The organism is Microbacterium testaceum, assembly GCF_001476655.1.
Taxonomy (GTDB): Bacteria; Actinomycetota; Actinomycetes; order Actinomycetales; family Microbacteriaceae; genus Microbacterium; species Microbacterium testaceum_C.
Genome location: NZ_LDRT01000151.1, coordinates 1 through 18,468, shown reverse-complemented (window position 1 = coordinate 18,468; position 18,468 = coordinate 1). Strand labels below are relative to the sequence as shown.

At 71.1% G+C, this 18,468-nt stretch carries 14 protein-coding genes, 1 tRNA gene and 1 pseudogene; 13 read left to right on the top strand and 3 right to left on the bottom strand.

Annotated features, from left to right (window positions below):
- The 5 genes from NS220_RS16780 to NS220_RS16760 form a co-directional block, all read left to right on the top strand.
- On the top strand, nucleotides 1-773 hold a 773-nt coding region (locus NS220_RS16780; RefSeq protein WP_058625150.1), incomplete at its 5' end, for a phosphate/phosphite/phosphonate ABC transporter substrate-binding protein.
- Nucleotides 770-1,588 (top strand): phosphonate ABC transporter ATP-binding protein, encoded by an 819-nt coding sequence (gene phnC, locus NS220_RS16775; RefSeq protein WP_058625149.1) that lies wholly within the window; start codon nucleotides 770-772, stop codon nucleotides 1,586-1,588. The genes NS220_RS16780 and phnC, both read left to right, overlap by 4 nt.
- Nucleotides 1,585-2,379, top strand: a complete 795-nt coding sequence (gene phnE / locus NS220_RS16770; protein WP_058625148.1) for a phosphonate ABC transporter, permease protein PhnE — start codon at nucleotides 1,585-1,587, stop codon at nucleotides 2,377-2,379. Before phnC ends, phnE (NS220_RS16770) begins: the two co-directional genes overlap by 4 nt.
- The gene (gene phnE, locus NS220_RS16765) at nucleotides 2,376-3,203 is read left to right on the top strand and encodes a phosphonate ABC transporter, permease protein PhnE (protein ID WP_058625147.1); all 828 of its coding nucleotides are present in this window, start codon (nucleotides 2,376-2,378) and stop codon (nucleotides 3,201-3,203) included. The genes phnE (NS220_RS16770) and phnE (NS220_RS16765) overlap by 4 nt, the downstream gene beginning before the upstream one ends.
- Entirely contained in the window at nucleotides 3,193-4,041 is an 849-nt protein-coding gene (locus tag NS220_RS16760; RefSeq protein ID WP_058625146.1) for a MurR/RpiR family transcriptional regulator, read from the top strand. The genes phnE (NS220_RS16765) and NS220_RS16760 overlap by 11 nt, the downstream gene beginning before the upstream one ends.
- A gap of 122 nt (nucleotides 4,042-4,163) precedes the next feature.
- On the opposite strand, the gene NS220_RS16755 is transcribed toward NS220_RS16760, so the two are convergent.
- Nucleotides 4,164-5,699, bottom strand: coding sequence for a PucR family transcriptional regulator (locus NS220_RS16755; RefSeq protein ID WP_081323242.1), 1,536 nt, complete (start codon nucleotides 5,697-5,699; stop codon nucleotides 4,164-4,166).
- A 92-nt stretch (nucleotides 5,700-5,791) separates the two neighbouring features.
- Here NS220_RS16755 and gabT point away from each other — a divergent pair, with 92 nt between their 5' ends.
- From gabT to NS220_RS16730, 5 genes are all read left to right on the top strand, one after another.
- Complete coding sequence (gabT, locus tag NS220_RS16750) at nucleotides 5,792-7,141, top strand: 4-aminobutyrate--2-oxoglutarate transaminase (protein ID WP_058625145.1); 1,350 nt, start codon at nucleotides 5,792-5,794, stop codon at nucleotides 7,139-7,141.
- An 87-nt stretch (nucleotides 7,142-7,228) separates the two neighbouring features.
- Nucleotides 7,229-8,689: a flavin monoamine oxidase family protein gene (locus tag NS220_RS16745; RefSeq protein WP_058625144.1), complete on the top strand. Its 1,461-nt coding sequence runs from the start codon at nucleotides 7,229-7,231 to the stop codon at nucleotides 8,687-8,689.
- On the top strand, nucleotides 8,686-9,585 hold the full coding sequence (locus NS220_RS16740; RefSeq protein ID WP_058625143.1) for a universal stress protein: 900 nt from the start codon (nucleotides 8,686-8,688) through the stop codon (nucleotides 9,583-9,585). Before NS220_RS16745 ends, NS220_RS16740 begins: the two co-directional genes overlap by 4 nt.
- Nucleotides 9,582-11,138 (top strand): APC family permease, encoded by a 1,557-nt coding sequence (locus NS220_RS16735; RefSeq protein ID WP_058625142.1) that lies wholly within the window; start codon nucleotides 9,582-9,584, stop codon nucleotides 11,136-11,138. The genes NS220_RS16740 and NS220_RS16735 overlap by 4 nt, the downstream gene beginning before the upstream one ends.
- 42 nt (nucleotides 11,139-11,180) lie before the next feature.
- Complete coding sequence (locus NS220_RS16730) at nucleotides 11,181-12,542, top strand: NAD-dependent succinate-semialdehyde dehydrogenase (protein ID WP_058625141.1); 1,362 nt, start codon at nucleotides 11,181-11,183, stop codon at nucleotides 12,540-12,542.
- A 187-nt stretch (nucleotides 12,543-12,729) separates the two neighbouring features.
- Here the strand turns inward: NS220_RS16730 and NS220_RS16725 are convergent, their stop codons facing one another.
- Entirely contained in the window at nucleotides 12,730-15,513 is a 2,784-nt protein-coding gene (locus NS220_RS16725) for a tetratricopeptide repeat protein (RefSeq protein ID WP_058625140.1), read from the bottom strand.
- The gene (locus NS220_RS16720) at nucleotides 15,510-17,339 is read right to left on the bottom strand and encodes an HSP90 family protein (protein ID WP_058625139.1); all 1,830 of its coding nucleotides are present in this window, start codon (nucleotides 17,337-17,339) and stop codon (nucleotides 15,510-15,512) included. Before NS220_RS16720 ends, NS220_RS16725 begins: the two co-directional genes overlap by 4 nt.
- A gap of 257 nt (nucleotides 17,340-17,596) precedes the next feature.
- Here NS220_RS16720 and NS220_RS16715 point away from each other — a divergent pair.
- The 3 genes and pseudogenes from NS220_RS16715 to NS220_RS16705 form a co-directional block, all read left to right on the top strand.
- Nucleotides 17,597-17,669 (top strand) — tRNA-Trp (locus NS220_RS16715).
- 43 nt (nucleotides 17,670-17,712) lie between these two features.
- Nucleotides 17,713-17,988: a preprotein translocase subunit SecE gene (gene secE, locus NS220_RS16710; RefSeq protein WP_058597563.1), complete on the top strand. Its 276-nt coding sequence runs from the start codon at nucleotides 17,713-17,715 to the stop codon at nucleotides 17,986-17,988.
- A gap of 60 nt (nucleotides 17,989-18,048) precedes the next feature.
- A pseudogene (locus tag NS220_RS16705) lies at nucleotides 18,049-18,468 on the top strand (transcription termination/antitermination protein NusG); the annotation flags it as partial.

Sequence of the window (18,468 nt, the reverse complement as noted above, 5' to 3'; positions counted from 1 at the left end):
AGAAGCTCGGCATCCCCGTCACCGGCGTCGTCTCCAAGGACTACCAGGCCGCCGTCGAGGCGATGGGCGCGGGGCAGGCGCAGATCGGCTTCCTGCCCTCGCTGCAGCTGTGGCAGGCCAACGACCGCTACGGCGCGTCGGTCGTGCTCCAGACCGAGCGCAACGGCAACATCACCTACCCGGGTCAGTTCATGACGAACAACCCCGACAAGTACTGCTCGACGCCCGTCGTCGAGCGCGACGGCATGAGCTTCTGCAACGGCGCCGACGCGCTGAAGGGCCCGGCCGGACTCGACTCGATCACCAAGATCGCCGGGGCCAAGGTCGCCGTGCTCGGACCCGGCTCGCCGGCGGGCTACATCTACCCGATGCTCGCGCTGAAGGAGGCCGGCGTCGACATCGACAGCGGCTTCCAGAAGGTGCCCGTGACCGCCAACGACGCGTCCGTGCTCGCGGTCTACAACGGCGACGCCGAGGTCGGCTTCAGCTTCTGGGACGCACGCACGCTCGTGAAGAAGGACAAGCCCGACGTGGGCCAGAAGGTCGTCGTCTTCGGCCTGACCAACGAGATCCCCAACGACGGCGTCGCCGTGTCGAAGGACCTCTCGCCCGACCTGCAGAAGAAGATCTCGACGGCGCTCGAGGAGTACTCCACGACCGACGAGGGCTCCGCGGCGCTCAAGGCCGTCTACTCGATCACCAAGCTCGCCCCGGCCGACCCGTCCTCGCTCGACGTCGTCGCCCGTGCCGCGCAGGAGCTCGGACTCCAGTGACCACCGGTTCTCCGACCCAGGGCGTCGTGGCGCAGGCCTCGGCGCCCTGGGGCATCCGTCTCGACCGCGTCTCGGTGCGCTACCCCAACGGCACGATGGGGCTGCGTGACGTGAGCGTCGACATCGCCCCGGGCGACCTGGTCGCCGTCGTGGGGCTCTCGGGCTCGGGCAAGTCGACGCTCATCCGCACGATCAACGGTCTCGTACCGGCGACCTCGGGAACGGTCGAGGTCGGCGGACGCCGCATCGACGGCGCCTCGGGGCGACGCCTGCGAGAGACGCGCGGGCACATCGGCATGGTGTTCCAGAGCTTCAACCTCGCGGGTCGCACCACCGTGCTGAACAACGTGCTCGTGGGCCGCCTCGCGCACACCCCGCTGTGGCGCACCCTCCTCGGCGCGTACCGACCCGAGGACCGGCAGCTCGCGTTCGAAGCGCTCGAGCGCGTCGGGATGCTGCCCAAGGTCTGGGACCGCGCCTCGGCGCTCTCCGGCGGCCAGCAGCAGCGCGTCGCGATCGCCCGCGCGCTCACGCAGCAGCCGCGGATCGTGCTCGCCGACGAACCCGTCGCGAGCCTCGATCCGCCCACGGCTCGCGGCGTGATGAACGACCTGCGCCGCATCAACGAAGACCTCGGCATCACGGTGCTCGTGAACCTGCACCTGCTCGATCTCGCTCGCGAGTACGGCACGCGCATGATCGGCATGCGCGCCGGAGAGATCGTCTACGACGGGCCCGCGGCATCCGCCACCGACGCCGACTTCGCCGAGATCTACGGTCGCTCCGTGACCGCCGCCGACAGGCTCGAGCGATGACCTCGCTCACCGTTCCTCCGCGTCCCGCAGGACGATGGATGCCGTGGGCCGCCGCGCTCGTGATCGTCGCGGTCACGGTGGTCATGTGCCTGCCGGGGGTCGGCGTCGGCCTCGATCTCGCCGCGATTGCGCGCAACTGGCAGCAGGGTGCGCTCCGCATCGTCGAGCTGCTCACGCCCGACTGGACGTTCTTCCCCCGCACGGCCGGACCGATCCTCGAGACCCTGCAGATGGCCGTCATCGGCACGGCCGTCGGCGCCGCGATCTCTCTGCCGGTGAGCTTCTGGGCGGCCCGGCCCACCAACCCGTTCACCCCGACGCGCGCGCTCGTGCGCGGCATCCTGAACGTGGTGCGCGCGGTGCCCGAGCTCGTCTACGCGGCCGTGCTCGTCGCGATGGTCGGGGTGGGCGCCCTCCCCGGCATCCTGGCGCTCGTGCTGTTCAACGTCGGCATCGTGGTCAAGCTGGTCTCGGAGTCGATCGATTCCGCCGACGCCGGACCGCTCGAGGCCGGTCGCGCCGCCGGGGCGACGCAGACGCAGATCAACCGCGCCCTCGCCCTCCCCGACACCTGGCCGGTGTTCGTCTCGCAGACGCTGTACGTGTTCGAGCTCAACGTGCGCGCCTCGACCGTGCTCGGTCTCGTGGGCGCGGGCGGGATCGGCCTGCTCATCGACGCCGTGCGCACCTTCTACCGCTACGACCAGCTGTCGCTCGTCATCCTCGAGATCCTCGTGATCGTCGTGGTGCTCGACACCGTCAGCGACGCGATCCGTCGGAGGCTCGTATGACCGTCCTCGCCCCCGCGCCGGTCCCCGCGGCGCTCGCCGTGCCCGCGCGCCGCCGCCGGCCGCTTCGCGCCCTGTTGTGGGTCTCGGTCAGCATCATCGTGATCGCGGCCTTCTGGTCGGCAGACATCACGTGGTCGCGGCTCGGCGAACTCCCCGCCGAGATCGTGCGCTACCTCGGCCTGATGTTCCTCTCGCCGAACTGGGCGAAGCTCCCCGAAGCGCTCTGGCAGACCTGGCGCAGCGTCGAGATGGCGTGGATCGGCACGGTTCTCGGCATCCTGATCGCCACCCCGCTCTCCCTGATCGCGGCGCGCGGTTTCGGACCGGCACCCGTGCGCGTCGCCCTGCGTTTCGTCTTCTCGCTCGTGCGCGCGGTGCCCGAGCTCGTCTTCGCGATCATCATCCTGTCGGTCACCGGCCTCACCCCGCTCACCGGGGCGCTCGCCCTCGCCGTCGGGGGAGTGGGCACGCTCGGCAAGTGGGGCTACGAAGCGGTCGAGAACGTCGCGCCCGGTCCCATCGAAGCGGCCCGGGCCGCGGGCGGATCGACCGCGCAGGTGCTGCGCTGGGGTGTCTGGCCGCAGGCGGCGCCGACGTTCTTCTCGTTCTGGCTCTACCGCTTCGAGATCAACGTGCGCGCCTCGGCCGTGCTGGGCCTCATCGGCGTGGGCGGGATCGGCGACATGCTCACCTCGTACACCCAGTACCGTGAGTGGTCGACGGTGGGGATGCTCCTGATCGTCGTGGTCGTCGTCACCGTCGCGATCGACGCCGTGTCGGGCCGCATCCGCCGCCGCATCATGGAGGGTCCCCGTGTCCGCTGAGGTGCCCGTCACCGCGCGCATCGCCGCGGTGCGCAACTCGCTGCAGCCGAGTGAGCGCCGCGTCGCCGACCTCATCGTCGACGAGCCGGATGCTGTCATCGAGCTCACCGCGCAGCAGATCGCCGACCGGGTCGGCGTGGGCCGCTCCACGGTCGTGCGCGCCTGCCAGACCTTCGGCTACCGCGGGTACCCGCAGCTGCGCGTGGCGCTCGCCGCCGAGCGGGGTCGACGGGCGGTCGCCCCGGTCGCGCAGGACGGCGCCCTGGGCGGCATCCGTTCCGCGATCGACCGAATCGCCGACGACCTCCGGGCCGTGACGAGCCTGCTGGATGCCGAGGGGGTCTCCGAGGCCGTTGATGCCGTCGTCGCCGCCCGGCGGCTCCTGGTGGTGGCCAGCGGCCTCTCGGCGCCGGTCGCCACCGACCTCGCGATGCGACTGACCGCCGTCGGCCGGCCCGCCGAGACGGTGGGCGATCCGATCGGTCAGCAGATCGCCGCCCGGCATCTCGCCGTCGACGACGTCTGCGTCGTGATCAGCGGGTCGGGGGCGAACGAGGCGAGCCTGCGCGCCGCGTCCGCCGCGCGCGCCGCGGGGGCGCGGGTGATCGCGCTGACGTCGTTCTCGGCCTCGCCGCTCACGGAGCGCGCCGACCTCTCGCTCGTGCTGGCCTCGGGTGGCACGTTCCGCGACGAGCTCGAGCACACCTCCCGTATCGCCCACGCGGTGTTCGCCGAGGCGTTCGTCGACGCGGTGGCCGCCGCCCGTGCCGACGACTCAGCCCTCGCGCGCTCGCGCGTGCTCGAGATCCTCTCCGACAACCTCGGCGACGCGGGCTGACGTTCCGGGGCGCCGGGCGGATGGCATCCTGTGCCGTCCCGCGGAGTCCGGGGGCGACACGCCGGTTCGGGATGCCGGGGTATCGCCGTGTCGGGGCCACCTCCGCTCGACGGCCCGGCCGCTCACTCCGCCAGCCGCAACGCGGCCCACAACTCCGCCCGCGCGGCGAACGACGACAGGTCGCGGTCTACCACCCGCTCGGCCTGCGCGATGCGCGCGCGCACGGTGTGGCGGTGGATGCCGAGCGCCTGGGCCGTTCCCTCGTGCGAGCAGTCGTGCGCCAGCCAGGCGTCGAGCGTCTCGAGCAGAGCCGATCCCTGCTCGACGTCGTACCGCCGGAGCGGAGCGAGCGAGCCGGCCGCGACGGTGCGCGCCGCCTCGGAGCCGAGTGCCGCGATCAATCCCGCTCGCGCCGTGTCGCTGAAGTCGGCGACCCCGGGCGTCGTGGTGCGGTCGCGGGCCGTGCGGGCTTGGGTGAGCGCGCGCGAGAAGCCGTCGTAGCCGGTGGGTGCCGAGCAGCCGATCACGGTCTCGAAGCGGGCGGCGATCTCGTCGAGCAGGTCTTTCGCCGCCGCGGACACCACGACGACCAGCCCATCGTCGCCGCGTCCGAAGAACAGCTCCCCGCGCCTCTCGTGCGCGCGCATCTCGAGCCACTCGTTCATCGCCGTGGACCGGGCGGATGCCGCCGGGGTGAGCGCGACCACGACGGGAGCCGGGGGCAGCGGTCCGAAGAGGTCACGCGCGGCACGGCGGACGAGGGCGGGATCATCGCTGCCGAGCGCCTGGATCAGTCCCGCTCGGAAGGTGCCGATCGCACGTCCCAGCCCGTCCTGCTGTTCGAGCGCCAGGGCCGCCATCGCGACCACCGCGGTCACGACGTTCCGCGCCTCGTGATCGAGATCGTCCGCGGCGATGGCGAGGACACCCCGCAGGTGTCCGCCGCGCCCGAGCGTCTGCAGGCTCACCGCGGTGTCGTCCGCGCGCAGCGTCGAGGCCGCACGGGTTCCGCGTCGCAGGAGCGTCTCGACCTCTCCCGTGACACCCTCGACGGCCGCGGGGGTGAGCGACCCGGCCGGATGCGCGGTCCGCAGCGCCCCGGCCGCGTCGAACAGTCCCACCCAGCAGTCGAGCTGCCGAGACAGCTCCGCGAGCGTCGCGGAGAGGCCGTCGGGACGCAGCGCCGCGAGAGAGACGGCGCGCTGGGCCGCGAGCGACCAGCTGCGCCGCGCGTAGGCGTCGGCGGCGATCGCCTCGGCCCCGGCTCGGGCCACCGCGATGAAGGGCGTGCGATAGGGCACCTCGAACAGCGGCATCCCCGCCGACACGCACGCCTCCGACAGGCCGGACGGGATGCCGTCGCGCACGACCTCGGTGCCGAACCCGAGCGCGCGCACGCCGCGGGCCTGCAAGCGCCCCACGTAGGCGTCGTAGTCGGAGGTGGTGGCGTCCGCGAATTGCGTGCCGGTCGTGAGCAGGACCAGCCCCTCGCTCAGGAACGGTGTCGGGTCGGCGAGATCGCTCGAGTGCACCCACCGGACCGGCCGATCGACGCTCCCGGCGGGGAGGGAACCTTCCGGCACCGCGAGGCGCAGGTTCAGATCGCGGCGCGCGAGGAGGGCACGCAGGCTCGGCGGCGCCATGGCGGACTCGGGCATCGCTCCTCCTGTACGGAACGTATATGGGGCTGCCAGCGACTGTACAGGGGGGAGAGTGCACCGTGTCGCGAGGCGTCCGTAGCATCGCGGCCATGAGCCTCGACACCCTCCCCCTCGTCGGCGGTCCCTCGCTCGCCCAGGAGCGCCGCCTCGTCACCGCCATCCCCGGTCCGCGCTCGCAGGAGCTGCTCGACCGCAAGGCCGCCGCCGTGGCATCCGGTGTCGGTCACACCGTGCCGATCCACGCCGTCGCCGCGGGTGGGGGAGTCGTCGTCGACGCCGACGGCAACTCGCTGATCGACCTCGGCTCCGGCATCGCCGTCACGAGCGTCGGCAACGCCCACCCCGCGGTCGTGAAGGCCGTGCAGGACCAGGTCGCCGCTTTCACCCACACGTGCTTCATGGTCTCGCCCTACGATTCGTACGTCGCGGTCGCGGAGGCCCTCAACCGCCTCACCCCCGGTGACCACGCGAAGAAGAGCGCGCTGTTCAACTCCGGTGCCGAGGCCGTCGAGAACGCCGTGAAGATCGCCCGCAAGCACACCGGTCGTCAGGCCGTCGTCGCGTTCGACCACGCCTACCACGGCCGCACCAACCTCACGATGGCGCTGACGGCCAAGAACATGCCCTACAAGAGCGGCTTCGGCCCCTTTGCCGCCGAGGTCTACCGCGCGCCCCTGTCGTACCCGTTCCGCGACGGCCTGTCGGGTCCCGAGGCCGCGGCGAAGGCCATCTCCCTCATCGAGAAGCAGGTCGGAGCCGAGAACCTCGCCGCGGTCATCATCGAGCCCATCCAGGGCGAGGGCGGCTTCATCGTCCCGGCCGACGGCTTCCTGAACGCGATCGTCGACTGGTGCCACGACAACGGCGTGGTCTTCATCGCCGACGAGGTGCAGTCGGGCTTCGCCCGTACCGGCGCGATGTTCGCGAGCGAGATCTTCGGCATCGTCCCCGACCTCGTCACCACCGCCAAGGGCATCGCCGGCGGCCTCCCTCTCGCCGCGGTGACGGGGCGCGCCGAGATCATGGATGCCACCCACACGGGCGGACTCGGGGGAACCTACGGCGGCAACCCGATCGCCTGCGCCGCGGCTCTGGCATCCATCGACGCCTTCGAGAACGAGGGGTTCGTCGAGCGTGCCCGGGAGATCGGCGCCCTCGTCACGGCACGTCTGACCGACCTCCAGGCCACGGACCCGCGCGTCGGTGACGTGCGCGGACACGGCGCGATGATCGCCGCCGAGTTCGTCGATCCCGCCACCGGCGCCCCGGACGCGGCCCTCACCGCCGCCGTCGCCAAGGCCGCGATCGCCGAGGGCGTCATCGTGCTCACCTGCGGCACGTACGGCAACGTCATCCGGTTCCTCCCGCCGCTGTCGATCGGCGACGACCTGCTGAACGAAGGCCTCGACATCGTCGCGGCCGCTCTCTCCCGCAGCTGACGACCGTCCCGGCGGCGGCGTCGACCCGAACTCCGCCGCCGCCGGGGCCACCCCGCACGACTTCGCACGACAAGTAAGGACGCTTTCATGGACGAGATCACCCGCGACGTGGTCGTCATCGGAGCCGGCGCCGCCGGCCTCACCGCCGCCAACGACCTGCGCAAGGCCGGCCTCTCGGTCGCTGTCCTCGAGGCGCGCGACCGCGTCGGCGGGCGCCTGTGGACCGACGTCATCGACGGCGCCATGCTCGAACTCGGCGGGCAGTGGGTGTCGCCCGACCAGCAGGCGCTCATCGACACGGTCGCCGAGCTGGGCCTCGAGACGTACAGCCGCTACCGCGAGGGCGACAGCGTCTACGTCGGTCCGGACGGCGTCGCCAAGCGCTTCACGGGGGAGATGTTCCCCGTCGCCCCCGAGACCGAGCGCGTCATCGACGAGATCACCGCGCGTCTGGATGCCATGGTCGCCGAGATCGACCCGGATCGGCCGTGGGAGCACCCGAAGGCCGCCGAGTGGGACAAGATCTCGTGGGACGCGTGGCTGCGCGAGCAGACCGACGACGACGAAGCCGTGCGAAACCTCGCCTTCGCCACGGGATCGGCGATGCTCACCAAGCCCACGCACACGTTCTCGCTCCTGCAGTCGCTGCTCATGGCAGCCTCCGCCGGCTCGTACACGCACCTCGTCGACGCCGACTTCATCCTCGACAAGCGCGTCGCGGGCGGCCTCCAGCAGGTCCCCGAACTGCTCGCCGAGCGTCTGGGCGACGATGTCTTCCTGAACCAGCCCGTGCGGCGCATCATCTGGGGCTCCGACTCCGCCACGCCGGAGCCGGCGGCGAATCCGGCGACGGGCAAGCGGGTCGAGGACCTGCGCGCGCTGACCGCCCGTGTCGAGGCCGCGAAGACCTCGTCTGCGGGAGTGACCGTGATCGCCGACGGCGTCACCGTCCGCGCCCGCTTCGCGATCCTGGCCCTGGCCCCCGTGCTCTACAACCGCATCTCCTTCGAGCCGCCGCTTCCGCGCCGCCAGCACCAGATGCACCAGCACATCTCGATGGGCTTCGTCATCAAGGTGCACGCCGTCTACGAGACGCCGTTCTGGCGCGACAAGGGGCTGTCGGGCACCGCGTTCAGCCCGTACGAGCTGTCCCACGAGGCCTACGACAACACCAACCACGGCGACGAGCGCGGCACCCTCGTGGGCTTCGTCTCCGACCAGAACGCCGACGACCTCTTCCGCCTGAGCGCCGAGGAGCGCAGAGAGAAGATCCTCGAGTCGCTCTCGCACTACTACGGCCCCGAGGCCAAGAACCCCGTCGTGTACTACGAGAGCGACTGGGGAACCGAGGAGTGGACGCGCGGAGCGTACGCCGCGAGCTTCGACATGGGCGGCCTCCACCGCTACGGCGCCGACCTCCGTGAGCCCGTCGGCACGATCCACCTCGCGTGCAGCGACATGGCCGGGGCCGGCTACCAGCACGTCGACGGCGCGATCCGCCAGGGCCGCCGCGCGGCTGCGGAGATCCTCGAGCGGGCACGCGGATGACCGCCGCGGTCGTCGTCGGGTACACCGCGACCGACGCCGGGGCCGATGCGCTGGCCCTCGGCATCCGTCTCGCCCGCGCGATCGATGCGCCGCTCGAGATCGCCTTGGTCCTGCCCGACGATGCCCGCAGCGTCATCACCCCGCCCGACGCGGCGTACTCACGGCACATCCGCGACCAGGCGGAGCGCTGGCTGAGGGACGCGTCACGCGCGGTTGCGGATGCCGTGCCCCACCGCACCCGCGTGCGGCACGCCGACTCGTTCGCGGAGGGTCTCGTCGCCTTCGCCGACGAGATCGGTGCGGGCTACATCGTGGTGGGCGCCGCGAACGGCGGCCTGCGCGGGCGGCACCGCCTGGGCACCGTCGCCTCCGAACTGCTGCATTCCTCCGACGTCCCGGTCGTCCTCGCCCCCGAGGGCTCGCGGCGGATCGATCCCGCACTCGGTATCAGCCGCATCACCGCGGCGATCGGCAGTCGGCCCGGAGCCGACGTGCTGCGCGAGGAGAGCGTGCAGCTCGCCGCCGCGGCATCCGTTCCGCTCCGCCTTCTCTCGCTCGTGACCGTCGATCTGCCGGTGGGCCTCGCGACGGGCGCGATCCGTATCGCCGGGGCCGCCCATTCCGAGGAGGTCCTCGCGCAGGCCCGTGCGGAGCTGCCCACCGACATCGCCGTCGAGGTCACGGTCGCCGATGGCGACAGCATCGAAGAGGCCGTCCGCGAACTCGCGTGGGATCCCGCCGAGCTCGCGATCGTGGGCTCCAGCCGGCTCGCGCAGCCGCGCCGCCTGTTCCTCGGTTCGACCGCGGCGAAGATGCTGCACGAACTCCCCGTTCCGCTCGTCGTCGTGCCACGAAGCCGTGCCGACGCCCCCGTCCAGGAAGGACAGCGGCCATGACCGCACCCCAGGGGGCATCGGCGCCCCTCACCACCGAGACCGGCGGCCTGTCCAAGAAGGGCCTGAGCGCCGGCACCATCGGCCTGCTCGGCGCCGTGGTGATCGGCATCTCGTGCATCGCCCCCGCCTACACCTTCACCGCCGCGATCGGCCCGACCGTGGGAGCCGTGGGCGTCCAGGTCCCGGCGATCATCCTCGTGGGCTTCATCCCGATGCTCCTTGTGGCCTTCGGCTACCGCGAACTGAACAACCGGATGCCGGACTCGGGCACCTCGTTCACGTGGGCGGCACGCGCGTTCGGACCGTGGATCGGGTGGATGGCGGGGTGGGGCCTGATCGCCGCCACGATCATCGTGCTGTCGAACCTCGCCGGCATCGCGGTCGACTTCCTGTTCCTGCTGATCTCCCAGCTCACCGGGCAGGCCGCCATCGCGGATCTCGCGTCGAACCTCGGCATCAACATCGTCGTGTGCCTGCTGTTCGTGCTCGGGGCGACCGTGGTGTCGTACCGCGACATGCAGACCACCCAGAAGCTGCAGTACGTCCTCGTCACCTTCCAGGTGCTGGTCCTCGTCGTGTTCGCCGTCGTCGCGATCGCGCACGCCGTCCAGGGCAATGCCTTCGACGCCACACCGTTCTCGTGGGAGTGGTTCAACCCCTTCGCCGTGTCGTCGTTCAGCGCTTTCGCGGCGGGGGTCTCGCTGTCGATCTTCATCTTCTGGGGATGGGACGTCACCCTCACGATGAACGAGGAGACGAAGGACCCCGAGAAGACGCCCGGCCGCGCGGCCACCATCACGGTCATCACCATCGTCTCGCTGTACCTGCTGCTCGCGGTGTCGATGATCATGTTCGCCGGGATCGGCGACGGAGAGTTCGGCCTCGGCAACCCCGCGATACAGGACAATGCGTTCTTCGCCCTCGCCGGTCCGATCCTCGGTCCCTTCGCCGCCTTCGTCTCGCTCGCCGTCCTGACGAGTTCCGCGTCGTCGCTGCAGTCGACCTTCGTCGGCCCCGCGCGCACGCTCCTGGCCATGGGGCACTACGGCGCTCTGCCCGAGCGTTTCGCGAAGGTCAGCCCGCGCTTCTTCACGCCCGGCTTCGCCACCATCGTCTCGGCCGTGGTCGCCGCGGGCTTCTACGCCGTCATGCGCGTGGTGAGCGTGAACGTGCTGAGCGACACGATCCTCACCCTCGGCATCATGATCTGCTTCTACTACGGGCTCACGGCTTTCGCGTGCGTCTGGTACTTCCGCAAGCAGTGGTTCGACTCCGTGCGCAACGTCTTCTTCACGTTGCTGTTCCCCCTCGTGGGCGGACTCATCCTCGCCGTGATCTTCGGCACGACGCTCGTCGACAGCATGAACCCCGACTACGGCAGCGGTTCCGAGGTCGGCGGCGTGGGACTCGTCTTCATCCTGGGGATGACCATCATCCTGCTGGGAGTGGCGATCATGGTGTGGCAGCGCGTGCGCCGCCCGGCCTTCTTCCGTGGGGAGACGCTCTCGATCGACGCACCCGCCAGTGCCCGCCGCACTGTCAGACGCCCCTGACCCCGACCGACCACCGAAAACGACAGAAACGGACCGACACCCATGAGCGATTACGCCGTCGTCAACCCGGCCACCGGCGAGACCCTCGCCGAGTACGACACCCTGTCCGACGCGGGAGTGCAGGCCGCCATCGCCTCGGCCCACGACGGCTTCCGCGTGTGGTCGCGGACCGCGCCGGCCGAGCGCGCCGAGGGGCTGCGCCGCGTCGCCCAGCTGCACCGCGAGCGCCGCGACGACCTCGCCGCGATCATCGTGCGAGAGATGGGCAAGCCCCTCGAGGCCGCGCTGGGCGAGGTCGACTTCGCGGCGGACATCACGGAGTACTACGCCGACAACATCGACAAGATCACCGGCGACACCCCGATCGACATCCTGGGGGAGGGCTCCGCGGTCATCCGCCGTTCGGGCCTGGGCGCGCTTCTGGGGATCATGCCCTGGAACTTCCCGTACTACCAGGTCGCCCGCTTCGCCGCCCCGAACCTCGCGGTGGGCAACACCATCATCCTGAAGCACGCGCCGCAGTGCCCCGAGTCGGCGGAGGCCCTCCAGCTCATCTACCGCGACGCAGGACTGCCCGAAGGGGCGTACGTCAACGTCCGCGTGACCAACGACCAGGCCGCGACGATCATCGCCGACCCGCGCGTCCAGGGCGTCTCGGTCACCGGCTCGGAGCGGGCCGGGTCCGCGGTGGCCGAGATCGCCGGCCGCCACCTCAAGAAGGTCGCCCTGGAACTCGGCGGCTCCGACCCGTTCATCCTGCTCTCCACCGATGACCTCGATGCCGCCGTGCAGGCCGCCGTCGATGCACGTCTCGACAACGTCGGACAGTCCTGCAACGGGGCGAAGCGCTTCATCGTGGTCGACGACCTGTACGACGCGTTCCTCGAGAAGTTCACCGCGGCCCTCGGCGAGGCGAAGGTCGGCGACCCGTTCGCCGAGGACACCGTCCTCGGCCCGCTGTCCTCGCTCGCCGCCGCGGAGCGCCTCGACGAGCAGGTGCAGCGCGCGGTCGCCCAGGGCGCGACGGTCGAGGTCGGCGGCACGCGCGACGGCGCCTTCTACCCGGGCACGGTTCTCACGGGCGTCACGAGTGAGATGGATGCCTACGGCGAAGAGTTCTTCGGCCCCGTCGGCACCGTCTACCGCGTCGCGGGTGAGGACGAGGCCGTGGCCCTCGCGAACGACACGAGCTTCGGTCTCGGCTCGTACGTCTTCACCACCGACGCCGATCAGGCGGCGCGTGTCGCGGATCGCCTCGAGGCGGGCATGGTCTACATCAACCTCGTGCTCGCCGACTCGCCGGAGCTGCCCTTCGGCGGCGTCAAGCGCAGCGGTACCTCGCGCGAGCTGGGTCTGCTGGCCGCCGACGAGTTCGTCAACAAGAAGCTCATCCGCACGGCGTGACCCGATACCACGACGGCGTCGGCAGATCCGGCGCCGTCGTGCGGGCGAGGGCAGCTGTTCGGTCGTGATCCAGCGCGTGCTCTGACCGCGTCCCGGTCCGTGTCTTCGGGCACGCGGGCCTGCCGGGACAGCGGAAGAGAGGGGGCGGCATCCGTGGGATGCCGCCCCCTCGTGTCGCTCGGCGGCTTCAGGCCGGCAGCGTGCTCCGGACCTCCGCGGCCTCCCCGTGCCGGCCGAGGGCCTCCAGGGCATCGCCGAGATCGATCGCCACGGCGTGGCGAAGCGGTTCCTGATCGACCGCGTGCTCGAGAGCGGAAGCGAGGACCGCAGCGGCCTCCTCTATGCGCTCGGCGCCGAGGAGGATGCGCGCGGCGACGAGTTCCGATCCGGCGGCCTGAGAGACGCCCCCGACCGACAGGAAGCCGTCCGCAGCCTGCAGCGCGCACGCGACCGCCTCGTCGACCTGACCCGCATTCGCGAGGAAGCGCGCGCGGGTGTCGAGAAGGTCTGCGACGAGCCAGGGGGCGTCGTCGTTCCGACCGATCTCGAGCGCCTCATCCAGCAGGGTCAGGGCGTCGTCGTCGCCGCGGAACGCCTTCACCTGCGCCAGGGAGTGCAGGGCGTCGGCGAGCATGCCGCGGTTGTCGGGATCGACGCGGGCGACGTCGACGGCGGTCGTCAACGTCTCGACCGACTCGTCCGTCTCGCCGAGGCGTCCGAGCAGCTGGGCCAGGGCGACGAGGGCCGAGGCGCGGCGCGCGGGCTCGTCCGCTTCCTCGTGGAGGCCGGCGGTGATCTCCCACGCGCGCAACGCGTTCTCCCACTCCTCGGCGTGCTCGAACGCGCGAGCGAGCAGTCCGACCGTGATGGCGCGCGACCCGGGTGCTTCGCCGGCGGCGGTCTCGTCCTGGAGGACCTGGTCGATCACCTCGACGGCCTCGTGCGCGGCGCCCGCCGCGAGCAGAGCGCGTCCGAGGCCGTAGCGCAGCGAGACGGTCGGCTCCCCGGCGGCCTGCAGGTTCTGCACCGCGAGGCGGTAGCTCGCGACGGCACGCTCGTTCTGTCCCGCGCGCTCCGCGAACTGCGCTCCCAGCGACAGCGCGCTGGCGACCACCGGGCCATCGGCGTCCCACGCGAGCAGGATCCGCGCGGCCTCGTCGGCGTCGTCGGCTCCGGCGGAGGGGTCGCCCAGCGCTTCGCGCAGGATCGCCCGGTCGGTCAGGACGTGAACCCGCCGTCCGAGCTCCAACCGATCGTCGTCGAGGAGACCGTCGAGCACCTCGATCGCCTCCGTCGGGGCGTCCTTCCCGCGATGGATGTCGGCTTCCGTGTGCGCGAGCGCGTGGACGCGCTCGATGTCCCCCACCTGCGCGTGGAGCTCACGTGCCTCGCGGGCCGTCCGAAGTGCGTCGTCGAGGCGACCGGCGAGCATGTGCCCGTAGGTCACGATGGTCAGGAGCTGGGCCCGCACCCCGAGTGGGGCGTCCGGGTGCTCCTCGAGCGCGCGGGCGGCGAACGCATCGTCTTTCCCGAAGAGGGCGGGGCCGAGTTTCTCTTCGAGGTCGGCTCGCGCCTCCTCGCCGACGGCGCGCAGCGCCTCCACCCGCGCGGGCAGCACCTGCGCGGCGTCGTCGAGCCGCTCCTCCCCGAGCAGCCCACGCAGCAGCAGGAAGGTCAGGGGCACGCGCTCGGCGGCGTCGGCGTCGTCGAGCACGTCGGCGATCGCGTCGATCGACGACGCGGTGCCGAGAGCACCCAGCATTCGCGCGCGCACTCTCCGATCCGCGGGCGTCCACTCGCGCCGGGTCGTCACCGGCACCGCGAAGCCCCCGGACGACAGCGGCACGTCGTAGTGCTCCTCGGCCAGAGCGCGGGTGCGTTCGAGGCGCCGCGCGTGCGCATCGGTGCCGTTGCGTTCGTCGAACGCCTGCGCGATCTCCTCGGCGCGAGCCCAGCAGAGAACGGCGAGCTCGGATGCCGTCAGCTCCGCCTCGCGGGACCCGAACAGGGGCGCCAGCTCGGCGGCATCCGATCCTCGTACGGGGGTGTCGCCCTGGCCGGCGCGGGTCACGGCGTCCAGCGCCAGGCCGAAGGCCGCCAGAGCCTCCTGGTGGGCTTCCGCGTTGAGACCGTCGTGGGTCAGCCAGCGCAGGTGCTTTTCGACCAGGCTCAGGGCGCGTGCCTCATTGCCGGTCACGGTGCAGAAGACGACGTGGTCGGCGATGATCGTGAGGTTGTCGGGATTCTCCCGCGCGAGGCGGTAGCTGCGCGAGTGGAAGGCGCGGGCTTGCTCGAACCGGCCGGCGCGCAACAAGGGCAGCAGCACGAGGGCGAGGGCGCGCTCGGGCTCTTCACCGCAGGTGAAGCCGCCCTCGACCATCTCTTCGACGAGGCGGATGGACTCGTCCTCGTTCCCGGTCTCGGCGAAGAATCCCGCGAACTGGCTGCGCACGCACGCGTCGCAGTGGCTGTAGTCGTCGCGCGGCGTGGCCTCGAGCCGGTCGCGCAGCGTGGCGGCCTCCTCGATGCGGCCCGCGGCCCAGGCATCCTCGAAGCGGGCCATGAGCGCTCCGCTCAGCCCGACTCCGGCGCGACGGTAGTGCTGTTCCATGTCGTCGAGCACTGCTTCGATCTGCTCGCTCGCGAACTCGGGGGATCCGCGCAGGGCGCCCGCCATCCACTTGTACTGCCAGAGCAGGTCTCCGGCCGGTTCGAGCTCGGCGGGGAAGCGTTCGGGATCGGCCTCGTGCTGGGCGAGGCACCACGCGAACGAGGTCAGCATGAGGTCGGTGTCGCCGATCATGTTCGCGCTCGAGGTCTGACGCAGTCGTGCCTCGTACTCGAGGCGGGTGTCGCCGCTCTCCTGTGCTCGAGCGACGGCCTCGGCGACGAGGGCCCTCTCCTGGGGCCCCCACGGCGTCCGGTCGATCTCGTCGAACAGGGCTCGGATGTCTTCGGCGGCGGCGGTCATGCGGGTCCTTCCAGAGCGGGGCGGGGGGAGCTGGCGTCGGCGGCGAGGTCGACGAGGTCGGCGAGAGCGGACGACATCAACGCGCGATCCGCGACGCCGAGGGGGTGGTGGCCGGCGAGCAGCGCCTGCACGTACAGGACCTGCACGCCGGCGGTGAAAGCCCGGCCCTCGGGCGCGTGAGCGAGTCGTTGCACGGTCGGGTTGGTCCAGTTCAGGCAGAGCCGCGACGATGGCGCATCCTGACTGTCTTCACGTCCGCGGGCGCTCACGCGTCCGGCGCGGTCGAGGACCCCGGCCCACAGGGCTCCGCCCGCGCTGCGTGCGCGACCCCGGTCGAGGGCGCGGAGCACCTCGGGGTCGGCGACGAACAGGGCGGCGGTCTCGGGACGTTCGAAGGAGCGCGCGACGACGTCCACGCTCGTGAGCGCCGCTCTCGCGCGGTTCTCGAGCGAGACGACGCCGGCGCGCTCGTCCAGGGGAGGGGGAGCGAGGCGGTCGATCTCGTCGACCACGTCGACGGCCTCGACCCGCACCTCCGGGAAGACCTCGGGGAGGAGGCGGATCAGATCGTCGTCGTACAGGTACCCGCCGTTGACCAATGTCGTCCCGGTCGGCGCCACGCTCACGACCTGCCGGAAGGCCTCGACGGTCTCGGCGTAGCGCACGGGTGAGGAGCGGCGCACGAGGTCGTCGATGCGCAGGCGTCCGACGTTGGTCTCGACCGAGAGCCACGGCACGATGAAGCGCGCCAGCTCGTCGTCGTGCCGCACGAGCGACTTCAAGGCCACCTCGTGCACACCGACGAACTGCGCCAGACGCACGGGGTCGCTCAGCGCGAGATCGAGGATCCACCGGCGCACGGCATCCCCCAACTCCGTCCGGGTCTGTTCGAGCGCGTCGTCGGCCACGATCGCCTCGCGACTCGCCGTCGGGTGCAGCCCCGCCGAGTCGACCACGGCGCGCACGAAGAAGGCCCAGTCCGGCAGCAGGTCCTCGGCGCGCTCGGTGAGCAGCATGCGCTGGAGGTAGACCCGGGTGCTCTGGCGGGCGGTGGATGCCGGGGCGAAGGGCAGCACGAACGCCAGGCCGCGCGTCTGCGTGGCGGGGACCGAGAGCGGGATGATCGCCAGCGGCTCGGCGCCCAGGAGCTCCCGGCCGTACGCCGCTTGTTCCTCGCGGTCGTCGCCGAGGAACGGGGGAGTCGCGGTGATCGTCGCCTCTCCGCCGGCGGGGAGGTCGACGTCCACCGTCACGGGAAGGTAGCGGCCGAAGGTCTCGGCGAGTTCCACAACGGTGGTCGTGCTCAACAGGGAGCGGCTCTCCCCACGGGGGCGCAGATGCACGCTCGTGCCCACGGGGATGTCCGGGGTGCCAGGACGGACCTCGAAGGTGCCGTCCGAGTGTCCGACCCACTCGACGGGCTCGGCGCCGTGCGCACTGCGCGAGCGGATGACGATGTCATCGCACACCATGAAGCACGAGAGCATTCCGATACCGAACTGTCCGAGGAAGTCCGAGCGCGGCAGATCGAACATGTCGCGCTTCGAGCTGCGGCCGACCGTCGCGAGCAGATCCGCCACGTCCTCGGGCGTCAGACCGACCCCGTCGTCACGCAGGACGAACTCTTCGGATGCCGCGCTGACCGGCGTGATGCGGATCCGACCGCCCCCGCCGTCGACCTCTCGCCGCGCGGCGATCGCGTCGACCGCGTTCTGCAGGAGCTCGCGGAGGAACACGCGCGGTCCCGAGTAGATATGGCGGCTCAGCAGGTCGATCACGCCTCGCAGATCGACCTGGAATTGCTGGGCGGGCGCCTGAGAACTCATCCGTGCTCCTCGATCTCTCGACGGTCGCCGGGCAGTCGGGGGCCGGGACGGCGACCGTCCTCCAGCCTATCCAGGGGCGCTTCGCGGAGACGGTGCCGGAGGGGGGAGTTCGTCGGCGGCGTGTCCGATGCCGTACACTTGCAGTGCAGTCGAAATCTGCATTCTTTCGCCGTGCCTCGCGCACGGGCGGCATCCCTCCCCGAGAGATCCGTGGTGAAAGCGTGCCGGGTTTCGAATCCTGGATCCATCCGGATCTTAGGGCGGTAGCTCAATTGGCAGAGCAGCGGTCTCCAAAACCGCAGGTTGCAGGTTCGATTCCTGTCCGCCCTGCGCACAGCACACGCTGGCAACGAATAACGACCTAGGTGGTTCGATGACGCAGGACGAGGCGAAGGGCGAGGTCGTCGCAGACCGCGGCGCGCCCCGCGAGAAGAAGCTCAACTTCTTCGCGCGGATCGCTCTTTTCATCCGTCAGGTCTTCACGGAGCTACGCAAGGTCGTTACGCCCACGCGGCAAGAGCTGATCAAGTTCACCCTCGTGGTCCTCGGGTTCGTCGTCGTGATGATGGCGCTCGTGTACGGCCTCGACCTGCTGTTCGTGTGGCTGACCAGCGCCGTCTTCGGCGTCCCGAGCACCGCCGGCGCCTGACCGGCGTTTCGGCGACGAGCGGCCCCCTGAGCGGTCGCACTTCAACGGAAGAGATCATCAGTGTCTGAAAGATATGTCGACGACGCCGATTGGGCGACGGCTGCCGAGCAGTCCAGCGAAGACGACGAAGCCCAAGAGGGCAACGTGCTCGCGTCGCAGGAGCACGCCTCCGACGCCGCCGAGCACACCGCCGTCCACGTGGTGGACGACGCGGACGACTCGGACCTCGACGAGGATCTCGACGACATCGACATCACCGACCCGGAGGCTGACGCGATCGTGAACGACGCTCTCGAGATCGACGAGACCAGCGAGGCCGAGGCCGCCGCCGAGGTCCTGAACGACGCCCTCGCCGAGGAGGAGGCCGAAGAGGCCGCCGAAGCCGCCGACGAGGTCACCCCCTACGACGGTCCCGACGTCAACGGCGAGCCCGACGCACCCGTGCTCGACGAGGAGTTCGTCGACGAGGTGCAGGCCGCG